Raw genomic sequence first — 14,242 nt, 5'->3', positions numbered from 1 at the left:
CCATGAACCAAGCCCAGACCGCCGCCGCCGAGCTGCTCGCCGTCGACGACATCGAAGTGATCTACGACGGCGCCATCCTCGCCGTCTCCGGCGTCTCGCTGCGCGTCGAGCAGGGCGGCATCGTCGCCCTGCTGGGCGCCAACGGCGCCGGCAAGAGCACCACGCTCAAGGCCATCTCCGGGGTGCTGCAGGCCGACCGCGCGCGGGTCAGCCGCGGGCGCATCGGTTTCCGCGGCGCCGACATCACCGGGGTTCCGGCCAACCTGCTGGCGCGCCAGGGCATCGTCCATGTGCTGGAGGGGCGCCACGTCTTCGCCCACCTGAGCATCGAGGAGAACCTGCGCGCCGGCGGCTTCCTGCGCCGGCCGTCGCGGCAGGCGCTGGAACAGGAGCTGGAGCGCATCTACGCCTGGTTCCCGCGGCTGAAGACCAAGCGCAAGACCCAGGCCGGGCTGACCTCCGGCGGCGAGCAGCAGATGCTCGCCATCGGCCGCGCGCTGATGACCCGGCCGAGCCTGGTGCTGCTCGACGAGCCCTCCATGGGCCTGGCGCCGATCATCGTCGAGGAAATCTTCGCCATCGTCGCCCAGCTCAACGCCCAGGAGGGCACCAGCTTCCTGGTCGCCGAACAGAACATCAACGTCGCCCTGCGCTACGCCAGCCACGCCTACGTGCTGGAGAACGGCCGGGTGGTCGGCCAGGGGCCGGCCGCCGAGCTGGCCGCGCGCGACGACATCCGCCACTTCTACCTGGGCGGCGCCGGTGTCCGCGAAGCCGGCTGAGCGCGCGCCCACAACCCAGCATCCATCGATAAGGAGCCATACCATGAGTGAGCAGACACAGGCGCCCGTCAGCGAGCGCATCGCCAGGGCGCCGCACGTGCCGGCGCGGATCATCCGCAGCGACGCCGAGGCGATCGAGGTGGCCCGGCGCCTGGCCGCCGACTTCGCCCGCGAGGCGGTCGAGCGCGACCGCGAGCGGCGCTTGCCCTGGGACGAGCTGGAGCGTTTCTCGGCCAGCGGCCTGTGGGCCATCAGCGTGCCCAAGGCCTACGGCGGCGCCGGGGTCGGCTACCGCACCCTGGTCGAGGTGATCGCCAGCATCTCCGCCGCCGATCCGTCCCTCGGCCAGTTGCCGCAGAACCACCTGGGGGTGGTCAACAACCTGCTGCTGACCGGCAGCGAGGCGCAGAAACAGCGCTATTTCGCCAAGGTCCTGGCTGGCTACCGCTTCGGCAATGCCTTCTCCGAGGCCAAGAGCAAGTACGTCACCACGTTCCAGACGCGCATCCGTTTCGACGGCGACAGCGCCGTGCTCGACGGCGAGAAGGCCTACTGCACCGGCGCGCTCTTCGCCCACATCGTTCCGGTGGCCGGGGTCGATGAGGCCGAGCGGCCGTTCATCGCCTTCGTCCCGCGCGACGCCGCCGGCCTGCGCGTGGTCGATAGCTGGGACGGCTTCGGCCAGCGCACCACCGCCAGTGGCCAGGTGCTCATCGACGGCGTGCGGGTGCCGGCCGACGACGTGATCCCGGCCTGGAAAGCCTACGAGCAGCCCAGCGCCGATGGCCCGGTGTCGCAGATCATCCAGGCCGCGGTGGATACCGGCATCGCCCGGGGCGCCTTCGCCGAGCTGCTGCGCTTCGCCCGCGAGGCCCGGCCCTGGGTCGACAGCGGCCTGGAGCACGGCTGGCAGGACCCGCTCAGCCAGGCCGCCATCGGCGAACTGGCCTGGCGCCTGCAAGCCGCCGAGGCGATCCTGCTGAAAGCCGCCGACGCGGTGGACCAGGCCCTCGCCGAACCGAGCGAGGCGAGCGTCGCCGCCGCCTCGCTGGTGGTCGGCCAGGCCAAGGTACTGTCCACCGAGATCGCCCTGCTGGCCGCGGAGAAACTCCCGGAACTGGCCGGCACCCGCAGCGTCAGCGCGCGTCACGGCATCGACCGCTTCTGGCGCAACGCCCGCACCCACACCCTGCACGACCCGGTGCGCTGGAAATACCACCTGGTCGGCAACCACAGCCTGAACGGCGTCATCCCCCCGCGTCATACCTGGAACTGAGGAACCGATCCATGTCCCGAACCCATGCCCAAGGCCGGGCCGACCTGGCCCACGCGCGCGCCACCGAGCAGGTGCTGATCGACTACCTGAGCGGCCAGCCGAGCCGTCACGAGCCGCTGGTGATCGCCGCCGTCGGCGAACTGCGCATCCGCATCGACGCCGCCGACGCGCTGCTGGCGCAGGTCGAGGAGACACCGGCGGCGGCCATCGCCTTCCGCCTGGCGGCGGCCGAGGCCGCGCGGCTGGCCGAACGCCTGGCCGTGGAACTGGCCGGCCGCAGCGCACCGCGCCCGCTGCCGGCGGCCGGCGAGCCGCCCTTGCTGAACCTGCGCCGCCAGCTCGGCGACCACTACCTCAACGGCACCCCGCTGAACTGACCCGCAGCCGCCGAGCGCAAGGGTTTCGCAGGCTCAACCCATCCTACGGGTGCACGTAGGATGGCGTTGAGCGCAGCGATATCCATCAGCCCCCGCCCGCCGCTGGCAGGCGAAAAAAAGCCCCGTCGAGACGGGGCTTTTTCGTTGCGCGATGCTTTCAGGATTGCTTGGCGCCGCCGCCGATCTGCCAGACATAGGGCGGCTCGGTGCCGTTGACGTGCCAGTCGCCGATGATGCGTTCCTTGTAGATCACCGGGTTGTGCGAGGAGGCGGTGCGGGCGTTGCGCCAGTGGCGGTCGAGCTGCTTGGCGACGCTGGTGGCGGAGGCGCCGAGGGCGTTGAACAGGTCGCTGGTGGCACGCAGCACCAGTTCCACCGAGGCCACCTGGGCCTGCGCGGATTCCAGTTCGGCGGCGATATTGGCCTGGCGTTCGGCCTCGGCGTCCGCGCCGAAGTGCGCCAGGTAGGCGCGCTGCGCGGCTGCGGCGGCGCGCAGGGTGGCGGCCTCGGCGGCGTAGACCTGGCCGGAAGCCTTGCCGATCACTTGCAGCACCTGCGGGTCCTGGTTGACCGCGGCGGCGTTGCCGGTGCTGAACACCCGGGTGCGCTTGCCGACTTCGGCGGAGAAGTCGCGCAGGGCGCCGCGTCCCGACCCGGCCAGGACGGCGAGCAGGACCAGTTGGTAGAAGGCGGTCTGGTATTTGAAGCGGCTGGCGAAGTCGATGATGTTCTCTTCCTCGACCACGGCGTCCTCGAACACCGAGGTGCCGCTGCCGGTGGTGCGCTGGCCGAAGCCGTCCCAGTCGTCGCTCTGCTTGACCCCCGGCTGCCGGGTGCTGATCGCGGCGATCACGTCCTGGCCGTTGTCGTCGCGGCGGGCGAAGAGGTCGATCCAGTCGGAGAAAATGCTGCCGGTGCTGTAGTACTTGGTGCCGTTGACCACCCATTGCTCGCCCTTGCGCGAGACGCGGGTGATGACGTCGCCGATCTTCACCGCGCCCACCTCGGTCCAGGCGCAGCCGACCAGGTCGCCGGCGACGAAGCGTTTGAACCAGGTTTCCTGGGATTGCCCGGCATGGGCGTTGAGGCGGTCCTCGACGAAGGCGAAGTGACCGCGCAGGGCCTGCGGCACGTTGGAGTCGGCCGCGGCCAGCTCGATCAGCAACTGGAACAGTTGCGGCAGCGAGGCGCCGGCGCCGCCGAATTCCTGCGGCACGCGGACGGCGCCGAAACCGGCCTTCTTCAGCCATTCGATCGGCTCGTAGGGCAGGGCGCGGTTGCGTTCGCGCTCCACCGTGCCTTCGGCGATGCGCGCGAAGATCGGGCGGAAGCGCGCGGCCAGGCTTTCGTAGTCGGTGCCGTTGGAAAGGGCGGCAGGCAGTTGGTGCTGATGCGCAGTCATGGACATGCTCCTTGGCGATTGATCCGGGGACGGCCGCGCGGCGGCCGCTGACCGCAAGGCCGTTGCAGAGTCCATGCCGATCGACGCCAGCCCAGGCGTGGCGCGGCCTGCGCCCACGCCGCGGCGGGCACCGGCTGTTGTCGGCGGGGCACTCTGCTGAATCGCTGTGGCGGGGCCAACAGTGCTCGGCGGTGGGGGCGCCGGGAGGGACTGTCCGTCGCGCAACAGCCGATCAGCAGTTTGCTCGCCGCGGTACATCCCCCGGCGGCCCATATTCATGCGCAACGTATTGAAATTAAACGAATAAATGCGGATGGCACGCTTGCTGCTCCTGCCTCTTGCAGAAGGCGGGGGCGATCCCCGTCGCGATGACGAGGAAGCATGATGAGTGGAGCGTTGAAGGTGGTGGCGGTGTGCGGCAGCCTGCAGCGGCCGTCGCGCACCCTGGCGCTGGTGGAGGCCGTGCTGGAGCGTCTGGCGCAGCGCCTGCCGCTGCAGGTGCGCCTGCTGGAGCTGGCCGAGATCGGCCCGGCGTTGGCCGGTGTGCTGCAGCGCGACAAGCTGCCCGCCGCGGTGGCCGAACAGATTGCCGCCATCGAGGGCGCTGAGCTGCTGATCGCCGCCAGCCCGGTGTACAGGGCGTCCTACACCGGTCTGTTCAAGCACCTGTTCGACTTCGTCCAGCACGACGCGCTGAAGAACCGTCCGGTGCTGCTGGCCGCCAGCGGCGGTTCGGAACGCCATGCGCTGATGATCGAGCACCAGTTGCGACCGTTGTTCGGCTTCTTCCAGGCCCTCAGCCTGCCGCTCGGGGTGTACGCCAGCGAAAGCGATTTCGACGATTACCAGTTGCTCAACCCGGCCCTCCACGAGCGCATCGAGCGCGCCCTCGATCCGCTCGACGCGCTGTTCGCCAAGCGATTCCGGCAGGCCGCCGGCACGTCGCGGGCAGTGCCGGAGACCCAACGATGAACGCGCGGCGACAAGCCCCGCGGGGCCGGAGCCGGCAGCCATGAGCAGCAACGCCAACAGCCTGCCGGCCTGGCTGCAGCAGCAGGCGCAACGCCAGCCGCGTGGCATCGCCCTGCGCCACAAGCACCTCGGGGTCTGGCAGGTGCGCCGTTGGGCGACCCTCGACGCCGAGGTGCGCGCCCTGGCAGCAGCGCTGGCCGCGCACGGCTTCGCCGCCGGCGCCGAACTGCTGGTGCTCAGCCGGCCACGTCCGGAGGCGCTGTTGCTGGCGCTGGCGGCGCAGTGGCTGGGCGGCGCGGCGGCCTTGCTCGACCCACTCGACGCGGGCGAGGCGCAAGTCGGCCTGCTGCGCGAACTGAACCCGGACTTCGTCTTCGCCGAGGGCCTCGACGAACTGCTCCGCGTACAACGCGCTGGCCTGCGCCCGGCGCTCCTGCTGTACGCCGAAGGGCGCGGCCTGAGCGAGTGGCAGGGCAGCGCCACGCAGGCATACGCGGCGCTGCTGGCAACGCCGGCCGCGAGTCAGTTCGAGGCGCAGGCGCGGGGGGCGGAAGTCGCCTTCGTCTTTTACCGGCAGACCGCGCAGGGCGGCCTGGAGCGACACACGCTGAGCCACGCGGAACTGCTCGACGAAGGCCAGCGGCTGGTCCGCGCCGAAGGCCTCGGCGCCGGCGAAGAGGCCCTGGCGGCGCGGGCCTTCGCCGCCGCCGGACAGGCGCGCTACCTGCTCGCGCCCTGGTTGATCGCCGGCTTCCGCCTGAATTTCCCGGAGAGCCTGGAAACCCGTGACCGCGACCGTCGCGAACTCGGCCCGAGCCTGCTGCTCGGCACCCGCGAGACCTACGGCCGGCTGTACGCCCAGGCGCTGCAACGCATGCCGCTGCCCGGCAGCCTGGCGCGCCGCCTGCTCGACTGGGCGCTGGCCGATCGTCCCGGTCTGCTGCGCGCGAGCCTCGGTCATTGGCTGTTGCGGCGGCCGTTGCGCGATGTCCTCGGCTTCAGCCGCACCCGGGTGCCGCTGCTGGTCGGCGCGCCGCTGGCGGCCGAGGCGCAGCGCTTCTTCGCCGCCCTCGGCGTGGCGCCGCGCGCCTGGCCGCTGGCCGAAAGCTGGCAGGCGGCGCCGCCGCGCCGTGCCGAAACGACCTGGCCGCGGGGCCAGGAACCACTGATGGAGCCGTCGCGATGAGCAGCGCCCTGCTGGAGTTGCAGCACATTTCCCTGGCCTTCCAGGGCGTCAAGGCGATCAGCGACATCAGCTTCGCTGTCGCCCCGGGCGAGATCTGCGCGCTGATCGGGCCGAACGGCGCCGGCAAGAGTTCGCTGCTCAACGTCATCAACGGCGTGTACCGCCCGCAGCAGGGCCGGGTCCGCTACGACGGCGTCGAACGGCGCGGCATGCGCCCGCACGAGGCGGCGCGCCGTGGCATCGCGCGGACCTTCCAGAACATCGCGCTGTTCAAGGACATGAGCGTGCTCGACAACCTGCTCAGCGGACGCAACCTCAAGCGCCGCGCCAGTTGGCTGGAGCAGGCGCTGCGCCTGGGGCGCGCGCCGCGCGAGGACGATCGCCAGCGCGAGGCGGCGGAGCGGGTACTGGCCTTCCTGCGTATCCAGGCCTGGCGCGATGCCATCGTCGGTACCCTGCCGTACGGCTTGCAGAAACGCGTCGAACTGGGCCGCGCGCTGGCCGCCGAGCCGCGCCTGCTGCTGCTCGACGAGCCGATGGCGGGGATGAACGCGCAGGAGAAGGCGGAGATGAGCCGCTTCATCCGCGACATCAACCGCGAGCTGGGCACCACCGTGGTGTTGATCGAGCACGACATCGGCGTGGTCATGAGCCTGTCCGACCACGTGGTGGTGCTCGACTACGGGCGCAAGATCGCCGACGGCACGCCCGCGGCGGTGCGCCACGACCCCGAGGTGATCGCCGCCTACCTGGGAACCCCGGCCGGGGCCGCGCCTGTCGCGGCCAGTGCCTGAATCGACCGCCCGCCGCAGAGGAGTGGCCATGGAATTCTTTTTCGAAGTACTGATCGGCGGCCTGCTCGCCGGCGTCATGTACGCCCTGGTGGCCTTCGGCTTCGTGCTGATCTACAAGGCCTCGGGGGTATTCAATTTCGCCCAGGGCGCCATGGTCCTGTTCGCCGCGCTGACCTTCGTCAGCCTGCTCGAACGCGGCGTGCCGTTCTGGCTGGCGTTCCTCGTCAGCCTGGCGGCGATGGTGCTGCTCGCCCTGCTGATCGAGCGTGCCGTGCTGCGGCCGCTGGTGGGCCGCTCGCCGATCACCCTGTTCATGGCCACCCTCGGCCTGTCCTACGTCATCGAGGGCGCCGCCCAGGCGCTGTGGGGCGCCCAGGTGCACGGCCTGGAGCTGGGCGTCAGCGACGAACCGCTGGAGGTCGGCGGCTTGCTGCTGTCGCAGTTCGACCTGTTCGCCGCCGGTACGGCGGCGGCCCTGGTGGTGCTGCTGATCCTGTTGTTCAAGTACACCCGCACCGGCCTGGCGCTGCGCGCGGTGGCCGATGACACCCTGGCCGCGCTGTCGCTCGGCGTGCGCCTGGAACGGGTGTGGGCCGTGGTGTGGGCGGTGGCCGGTTGCGTCGGGCTGGTCGCCGGACTGCTCTGGGGCGCGCGCCTGGGCGTGCAGTTCTCGCTCTCGCTGGTGGTGCTCAAGGCGCTGCCGGTGCTGATCATCGGCGGCTTCACCTCGATCGGCGGGGCCATCGTCGGCGGCTTGATCGTCGGCGCTTCGGAGAAACTCGCCGAGGTCTATCTCGGGCCCTTCGTCGGTGGCGGCATCGAGAACTGGTTCCCCTATGTGCTGGCCTTGCTGTTCCTGCTGGTGCGTCCGGCCGGGCTGTTCGGCGAGCGCGCCATCGCGCGGGTCTGAGGAGGAAACGCCATGCTCTATCTCGAAGCCGGTCAGTTCAGCAGCCGTTATGCCGACGACCGCCGCCTGTTCCGCCTGCGCCAGGACCGCATCGGCCTGGCGGCGTTGCTCGCCTTCGCCTTCCTCGCGCTGCCCTGGCTGGGCAACGACTACTGGTTCAGCGCCATCCTGATTCCCTTCCTGGTGCTGTCGCTGGCCGGCCTCGGGCTGAACCTGCTGACCGGCTATGCCGGGCAACTGTCGCTCGGCTCGGCGGCGTTCATGGCCGTGGGCGCCTTCGCCACCTATAACCTCGACCTGCGCCTGCCGGGCCTGCCACTGCTGCTGAGCATCGCCCTGGGCGGCCTGGTGGCAGCGTTGGTGGCGGTGCTCTTCGGCCTGCCCAGCCTGCGCATCAAGGGCTTCTACCTGCTGGTCTCGACCCTGGCGGCGCAGTTCTTCGTCGAGTGGGCGCTGACCAAGTTCAGCTGGTTCTCCAACGACAGCGCCTCGGGGGTGATCAGCGCGCCGCCGCTGCGCATCGCCGGGGTGGATTTCAGCTCGCCGGCGGGCCGCTACCTGCTCACCCTCGGCGTGGTCGCCACGCTGTTCTGGCTCGCCGCCAACCTGGTGCGCAGCGAGTTGGGGCGCAACTGGATGGCGGTGCGCGACATGGACACCGCCGCCGCGGTGATCGGCATTCCGCTGCTCAAGACCAAGCTGCTGGCCTTCGCCATCAGCGGCTTCTTCCTCGGCATCGCCGGCGCGCTCTGGGCCTTTGCCTACCTGGGCACGGTGGAGCCGCACGGCTTCGACCTGGATCGCTCCTTCCAGGTGTTGTTCATCATCATCATCGGCGGCCTGGGCAGCATCCTCGGCAACTTCCTCGGCGCCGCCTTCATCGTGCTGTTCCCGGTGCTGCTGTCCAACCTCGCCGCGCTGCTGCCGGCCGGCAGCATCGACGCCGGGCAGGTGGAGAACCTGCAGAAGATGGTGTTCGGCACGCTGATCATCCTTTTCCTGATCAAGGAGCCGGAGGGCCTGGCGCGCCTCTGGCGACGCTTTCGCGAGCGCGCGCGGCTGTGGCCGTTGCGCTACTGAGCGGACCCACGCGACGGGGCCCCGTCATTCCAACCATCCGCCTTTCCAAACAAGGACCGCAACGATGTTCAAACCTTCCTTCTTCGCCCGCCTGGCGCTGGCCGCCAGTCTTGGCCTGGGCGCCGTTGGCGCGCACGCCGACGGCGAGCAGTACTTCCCCCTGCAGAGCTACCGCGTCGGACCTTACGCCGCCGGCGGCACCGGCTTCTTCGGCGGCTTTATCGACTACATGAAGTACGTCAACGCCAACGGCGGGGTGAATGGCGTCAAGCTGACCTGGAGCGAGTGCGAGACCGAGTACGTGGTGGAGAAGGGCGTGGAGTGCTACGAGCGCCTGAAGAAAGGCCTCAACGGCGCGCCGGCGGCGGCCACCAACCCGCTCTCGGTGGGCATCGCCTATGCCACCCTGGATCGCTCCACTGCCGACAAGCTGCCGCTGATCACCATCAACCACGGCCGCACCGATTCCACCGACGGCAGCGTCTTCCCCTACGCCTTCCCGCTGCAGCTCAACCCCTATTCCGAGGTCTCGGCGATCGTCAACTGGATCGGCCAGCAGGCCGGCGGCGCCGAGCACCTGAAGGGCAAGAAGATCGTCACCCTTTACCACGGCTCGCCCTACGGCAAGGAAACCAACGAGGTGCTCAAGACCCTGGCCGACAAGTACGGCTTCGAGCTGACCCTGCTGGAAGTGCCGCACCCCGGCAACGAGCAGCAATCGCAGTGGCTGAACATCCGCCGCATCAAGCCCGACTGGGTGATCCTGCGCGGTTGGGGGGTGATGAACCCGGTGGCGCTGAAGACCGCGCAGAAGGTCGGCTACCCGGCCAACCACATCATCGGCAACATCTGGAGCAACTCCGAGGAAGACGCCGCTCCGGCCGGCGCCGCCGCCAAGGGCTTCATCGCCATCACCACGCACCCCTCGGGCACCGACTTCGCGGTGCTGCAGGGCATCAAGCAGCAGGTCGTCGACAAGGGCCAGGGCGATCTCGCCGATCCGAAGCGCTTCGGCACCGTCTACTACAACCTCGGGGTGGTCAACGGCATCCTCAACGTCGAGGCGCTGCGCCTGGCCCAGGAGAAGTACGGCAAGCAGCCGCTGACCGGCGAACAGGTGCGCTGGGGCTTCGAGCACCTGGCGCTGGACGATGCGCGCCTGCAGCAACTCGGCGCCAAGGGCCTGGTGCAGCCGCTGAAGCTGTCCTGCGCCGACCACGAAGGCGGCGGCGCGGTGCGCTTCCAGCAGTGGGATGGCGAGAAGTGGACGCTGATCAGCGACTGGGTGCAGGCCGACCGCGCGCTGCTGCGGCCGATCATCGAGGCGTCCTCGCACAAGTACGCGCAGGAGAAGGGCATCACCCCGCGCGATTGCAGCAAGGAGTCCTGACCGCGCGCCGGGCCGTGCGCCTGCGCGCCGGCCCGGACGCCGCCTGGCGCCTCAGTCGAGGCGCAGCAGGCGTGCGGCGTTGGCGTGGAAGAAGCGTTCCAGGACCTCCTCGCGCAGGCCGAGGCGCTGGGCATCCTCGATGCTCTGGCGGATCGGCCGGAACGGGTAGGAGGAACCGAACAGCAACTGCTCGGCGAGGAAGCCGTTGGCGGCCTGTACATAGCCTTCGCTGCCGGGCAGGAACAGGTACATGTCCGGCACCAGGTGCACGTTGGGATAGCGGAAGGCCAGGCCGAGGGCCTGCTGCACGTTCGGCCAGTAGCCGTGATAGGCGACGATGGCCAGGTCGGGGAAGGCGCGGGCCACCGCGGCGAGGCGGCCGGGATCGTTGTACGCCGGGTCCGGGGTGGTCGGCCCGCTCATCAGGAACAGCGGGACACCGCGCCGTTGCAGGTGTTCGTAGATCGGCCAGTAGAGCGCGTCGTCGGGCTGCCGCGCCGGCTCGGCGAAGCCCGGCTCCAGGTCGATGCCGCGCAGGCCGAGCACGTCCACGGCGTGGTCGATCTCCGCCAGCGCCGCCTCCACGCCTTGCAGCGCCGGGTCGATGGCGCCGATGCCGAGCAGCTCGGCATGGCCGTGCACGATCTCATGGATGCGCTGGTTCGGCAGGTGCTGGGCCGGCGTGTGGCGGCCGACCACCACGGCCTTGTGCAGGCCGGCTTCGCGTACTTCGTCGAGGAAACCCTGCGCGCTCAGCGAGCGCTCGAAATGGGTGTCGTCGCCGCGCGTGCCGACGCGCCGGTTGAGCCAGCGCGCGGTGGCGTGCTCGGGCGTGCCGGGGACGCCGCCGAAGAAGGCATGCAGGTAGGCCGGGCGGCAGCGCATGTCGATGATCTTCATGCGGCCTGTTCCTTGTTCTGCCCGGCGCGGATATCGAAGGCGCCGCCGGTGAGCACGCCGTCGACGGTGACGCGGCCCTTGCCGGGCAGCAGCGGGAAGACCAGTTCGGCGAAGCGATAGGCTTCTTCGAGGTGCGGATAGCCGGAGAGCACGAAGCTGTCGACACCCAGCTCGGCGTATTCGAGCAGGCGCGCGGCCACCGTCTGCGGATCGCCGACCAGCGCGGTGCCGGCGCCGCCGCGCACCAGGCCGACCCCGGCCCAGAGGTTCGGCGCCACTTCCAGGCGGTCGAGGCGGCCGCCGTGCAGCGCGGCCATGCGCCGTTGGCCCTCGGAATCCATCTTCGCGTAGTTGGCCTGGGCGGCGGCGATGGTCGCCTCGTCGAGGTGGCTGATCAGCTCGTCGGCGGCGGCCCAGGCCTGTTCGTTGGTCTCGCGCACGATCACGTGCAGGCGCACGCCAAAGCGCACGCTGCGTCCATGGCGGGCGGCGCGGGCGCGCACGTCGGCGATCTTTTCCGCCACCGCGGCCGGCGGCTCGCCCCAGGTCAGGTAGGCGTCGACGTGCTTGGCCGCCAGTTCGTGGGCGGCGGCCGAAGAGCCGCCGAAGTACAGTGGCGGGTAGGGTTTCTGCAACGGCGGGAAGAAGTTCTGCGCGCCTTCAACTTTCAGGTGTTCGCCGGCGAAATCCACCGTTTCGCCGCTGAGCAGGCGGCGCCAGATGCTGAGGAATTCATCGGAGGCGGCGTAGCGCTGGTCGTGGTCGAGGAACACGCCATCGGCGGCCAGCTCGGTGGCGTCGCCGCCGGGCACCACGTTGAGCAGCAGGCGTCCGCCGCTGGCCTGGTCGAGGCTCGCCGCCTGGCGCGCCGAGGCAGTCGGGTTGCCCAGCGAAGTGCGCAGCGCCACCAGCAGTTTGATACGCCGGGTCACCGGCACCAGGCTGGCGGCGGTCACCCAGGGGTCCAGGCAGCTCGCGCCAGTGGGAATCAGCAGGCCGTCGTAGCCGAGCTGGTCGGCGGCCACGGCGATCTGCCGCATGTACTCGTTGGTGGCCGGGCGGCCGCTGGCCGAGTGGCCCAGGTAGCGGGTGTCGCCGGAAGTCGGCAGGAACCAGAAAATGTCCAGACTCATGGTGTTGTCCTCAGTGAGCAATGGCGGCGGAGCCGTTCGGCTCCGGTGGCTGCACGCGTGGCGGATCGGCGCTCGCGCGGGAGCGGCCGATCGACCCGCTGCCGAGGGCGGCCCTGGCTGGGCGAGGGCGTTCGGCGGGGCGCTCGCGCTCATGGGCGCGGTTTGTGGCTGTCGGTCTTGCCGGAGAAGAGGGCAAGCCGCGTGCCAGCCCCTCAAACGCCTGGCGCCGCGCGGCCTGGCGCGGCGTGCGCAAGCAGAGCGCTGTTGCTTGGCGGTCAGTTTGTCGAGGGTGTGTTGCTGGACCAACACTTGGTGCGGTGTGCGTCAGCTCGCCGCCAGGGAGACGAACGCGCCGGCAGGACCGGGAGCTGCGCCTGCGCGCCGAGGTCCTCGCGCCTACCTGGCCTGGGGCTGGCCAGGCGGGGGCCGGTGAATGCCCTGCGGCTCGTCCTTATATAGAAGGAGGCGGTGACGGTCTGGCTGGGGATACCAGGGCGGGGCCCGGCGCGCCGCTCCATGGCGAGTCGCTGCGGCGCATTAGCTGAGTTCTGCGTGGTAGTCGGATACGCCGTGGCGCCAATAGGCGGCGACGCGCATGGCGTCCTTCGGATGGCCTTTCTCGTTGGCGATGATGGCGCGCGCCTGGGCCATCATCGACGCTTCCCCGGCTCCCCAGGCAAAGCCATCAGCGGATGGCAGTTGCAGCTGGCGCAGCGCCGAAATCAACTGCTCGGGGCTATCGACCCATTGCAGCTCCAGTTGTGCCTGGCTATGGAGCGCGCGGCGGTCGGCCGGGTCGTTCACCTGCACGATGACGAGGGCGCGGCTAGCGGCGGGCAATTCTTCCAGGCGCCGGTTGATGGCGGGGAGGGCCGTGGCATCGCCGACCAGCAGGTGCCAGTCGTAGTCCAGCGGAATGATCATCGAGCCCTTGGGGCCGCCGATGATCGCGGTGCTGCCGCGGCTGGCGCGTTGCGCCCAGGTGGATGCCTTGCCGTCGCCGTGCAGCGCGAACTCGATGGTCAGCTCACGCTTTGCCGGATCGAAGGCGCGTGGGGTGTAGTCCCGGCGTATGACATCGCCGTTGTCGTCGCTGAAGATGAACTTGACGTGGTCATCGAAGGAGGCGGAGAGGAAATCCGCCAGCGCATCGCCGGTGAAGGTCACGCTGACGAAGTTGGCGCCGTTCGTCGTCGTGCGGATGACTTCGACATCGCGCCGGCGCAGCTCGTGGCGGATTCGCTGTACGCGGCGTGGCAGAGGGGAATGATCCATTGGCTATCTCGTTGTGGTCATGGTTGATAATATCAACGATCATAGAAACTGCTAGTTGATAAAGTCAACCATATGCCCGCCCATTTGCCTGAAGACGTCTTCGAGTCGATTCACGCCGTCATGCACCTGTATCGCTCCCGGCAATACCGGGTGCTGCGTGACGGTCCTTATGACCTGACCCACATGGAGTTCAAGGCGCTGTCGTTCTTTGCCCGGCATCCCGATGCCACTCTCAGTGATCTGGTCGCGCGCAGCGGGCGCGACAAGGCGCAGGTCGCGCGATTGATCCAGGGGCTCAAGGGCAAAGGCTTCCTGGAGGGGAAGGCCAACCCAGCCGACAAGCGCAGCATCAGGCTGCATCTGACGGCGACGGGGGCTGCCGTGCATGCCGTCATAGAGCGCCAGGGGCGCCATTTGTCCAGGGTCGCGGTAACCGGCTTCAGTGACGATGAGTGCGCTCAACTGCTGGCGCTGCTGGAGCGGGTTCATGCCAACCTGGAGGCTGAGCGCTGATGGCTGGAATCCCGCAATGCCCTGCGTCGCATCGATCCAATACGGACGCGAAGAGGCGTAGCGCCATGGCTCGATAGTTATTTGTTTTTCTGTTGACAGCATTTTTAAAGGCTGTAATATGCGCCACCTCGCTGCGGCGCTCCTGGAGTCCGCAACGACGCAAGTGATTGAGTAGAAAAGAAAATTTTCGAAAATAGCGCTTGACGGAACGAGAGGTTGCTGTAGAATGCGCGGCCTCGGTTGAGACGAAAG

Annotated in this window: 14 protein-coding genes; 10 read left to right on the top strand and 4 right to left on the bottom strand. The window is 69.3% G+C overall.

What is annotated here, in order from left to right; translation table 11 throughout:
- Positions 1-2 precede the first annotated feature (2 nt).
- Genes BLQ74_RS25520 through BLQ74_RS25510 form a run of 3 tightly spaced genes read left to right on the top strand, consistent with a single transcriptional unit; the run spans position 3 to position 2,435 of the window.
- The gene (locus tag BLQ74_RS25520; RefSeq protein ID WP_090268106.1) at positions 3-782 is read left to right on the top strand and encodes an ABC transporter ATP-binding protein; all 780 of its coding nucleotides are present in this window, start codon (positions 3-5) and stop codon (positions 780-782) included.
- A gap of 43 nt (positions 783-825) precedes the next feature.
- Positions 826-2,058 carry an SfnB family sulfur acquisition oxidoreductase gene (locus BLQ74_RS25515; protein ID WP_090268104.1) on the top strand — a complete coding sequence of 411 codons (1,233 nt, stop codon included), beginning with the start codon at positions 826-828 and terminating at the stop codon, positions 2,056-2,058.
- 11 nt (positions 2,059-2,069) lie between these two features.
- Positions 2,070-2,435 (top strand): hypothetical protein, encoded by a 366-nt coding sequence (locus tag BLQ74_RS25510; protein WP_090268103.1) that lies wholly within the window; start codon positions 2,070-2,072, stop codon positions 2,433-2,435.
- Positions 2,436-2,592: 157 nt separating this feature from the next.
- Here BLQ74_RS25510 and BLQ74_RS25505 read toward each other — a convergent pair whose 3' ends face one another.
- A complete protein-coding gene (locus tag BLQ74_RS25505; RefSeq protein WP_090268101.1) occupies positions 2,593-3,837 on the bottom strand; it encodes an acyl-CoA dehydrogenase family protein in 1,245 nt (414 codons plus the stop codon).
- 384 nt (positions 3,838-4,221) lie between these two features.
- Here BLQ74_RS25505 and msuE point away from each other — a divergent pair, with 384 nt between their 5' ends.
- The 6 genes from msuE to BLQ74_RS25475 all read left to right on the top strand — a co-directional run bounded on the left by msuE (position 4,222) and on the right by BLQ74_RS25475 (position 10,169).
- The gene (gene msuE / locus BLQ74_RS25500) at positions 4,222-4,809 is read left to right on the top strand and encodes an FMN reductase (RefSeq protein ID WP_090268099.1); all 588 of its coding nucleotides are present in this window, start codon (positions 4,222-4,224) and stop codon (positions 4,807-4,809) included.
- Positions 4,810-4,849: 40 nt separating this feature from the next.
- Positions 4,850-5,995: an AMP-binding protein gene (locus tag BLQ74_RS25495; protein WP_090268097.1), complete on the top strand. Its 1,146-nt coding sequence runs from the start codon at positions 4,850-4,852 to the stop codon at positions 5,993-5,995.
- Positions 5,992-6,789, top strand: a complete 798-nt coding sequence (locus BLQ74_RS25490; protein WP_090268094.1) for an ABC transporter ATP-binding protein — start codon at positions 5,992-5,994, stop codon at positions 6,787-6,789. Before BLQ74_RS25495 ends, BLQ74_RS25490 begins: the two co-directional genes overlap by 4 nt.
- A gap of 28 nt (positions 6,790-6,817) precedes the next feature.
- Entirely contained in the window at positions 6,818-7,699 is an 882-nt protein-coding gene (locus BLQ74_RS25485; RefSeq protein WP_090268092.1) for a branched-chain amino acid ABC transporter permease, read from the top strand.
- 12 nt (positions 7,700-7,711) lie between these two features.
- The gene (locus BLQ74_RS25480) at positions 7,712-8,779 is read left to right on the top strand and encodes a branched-chain amino acid ABC transporter permease (RefSeq protein ID WP_090268091.1); all 1,068 of its coding nucleotides are present in this window, start codon (positions 7,712-7,714) and stop codon (positions 8,777-8,779) included.
- 64 nt (positions 8,780-8,843) lie between these two features.
- Complete coding sequence (locus BLQ74_RS25475; RefSeq protein ID WP_090268089.1) at positions 8,844-10,169, top strand: ABC transporter substrate-binding protein; 1,326 nt, start codon at positions 8,844-8,846, stop codon at positions 10,167-10,169.
- A 51-nt stretch (positions 10,170-10,220) separates the two neighbouring features.
- Here BLQ74_RS25475 and BLQ74_RS25470 read toward each other — a convergent pair whose 3' ends face one another.
- The 3 genes from BLQ74_RS25470 to BLQ74_RS25460 form a co-directional block, all read right to left on the bottom strand.
- Positions 10,221-11,069: an amidohydrolase family protein gene (locus BLQ74_RS25470; protein WP_090268087.1), complete on the bottom strand. Its 849-nt coding sequence runs from the start codon at positions 11,067-11,069 to the stop codon at positions 10,221-10,223.
- On the bottom strand, positions 11,066-12,202 hold the full coding sequence (gene ssuD, locus BLQ74_RS25465; protein ID WP_090268086.1) for an FMNH2-dependent alkanesulfonate monooxygenase: 1,137 nt from the start codon (positions 12,200-12,202) through the stop codon (positions 11,066-11,068). The genes BLQ74_RS25470 and ssuD overlap by 4 nt, the downstream gene beginning before the upstream one ends.
- Before the next feature lie 537 nt (positions 12,203-12,739).
- Entirely contained in the window at positions 12,740-13,477 is a 738-nt protein-coding gene (locus BLQ74_RS25460; RefSeq protein WP_090268084.1) for a siderophore-interacting protein, read from the bottom strand.
- Positions 13,478-13,549: 72 nt separating this feature from the next.
- Between BLQ74_RS25460 and BLQ74_RS25455 the strand changes: the two genes are divergently transcribed.
- Positions 13,550-13,990, top strand: coding sequence for a MarR family winged helix-turn-helix transcriptional regulator (locus BLQ74_RS25455; protein WP_090268083.1), 441 nt, complete (start codon positions 13,550-13,552; stop codon positions 13,988-13,990).
- Positions 13,991-14,242 lie beyond the last annotated feature (252 nt).

Origin of the sequence: Pseudomonas panipatensis (genome assembly GCF_900099785.1) — a bacterium.
Lineage (GTDB): Bacteria > Pseudomonadota > Gammaproteobacteria > Pseudomonadales > Pseudomonadaceae > Pseudomonas > Pseudomonas panipatensis.
The sequence above is the reverse complement of the archived record's forward strand: the minus strand, read 5'-3'. Positions and strand labels throughout refer to the sequence as shown.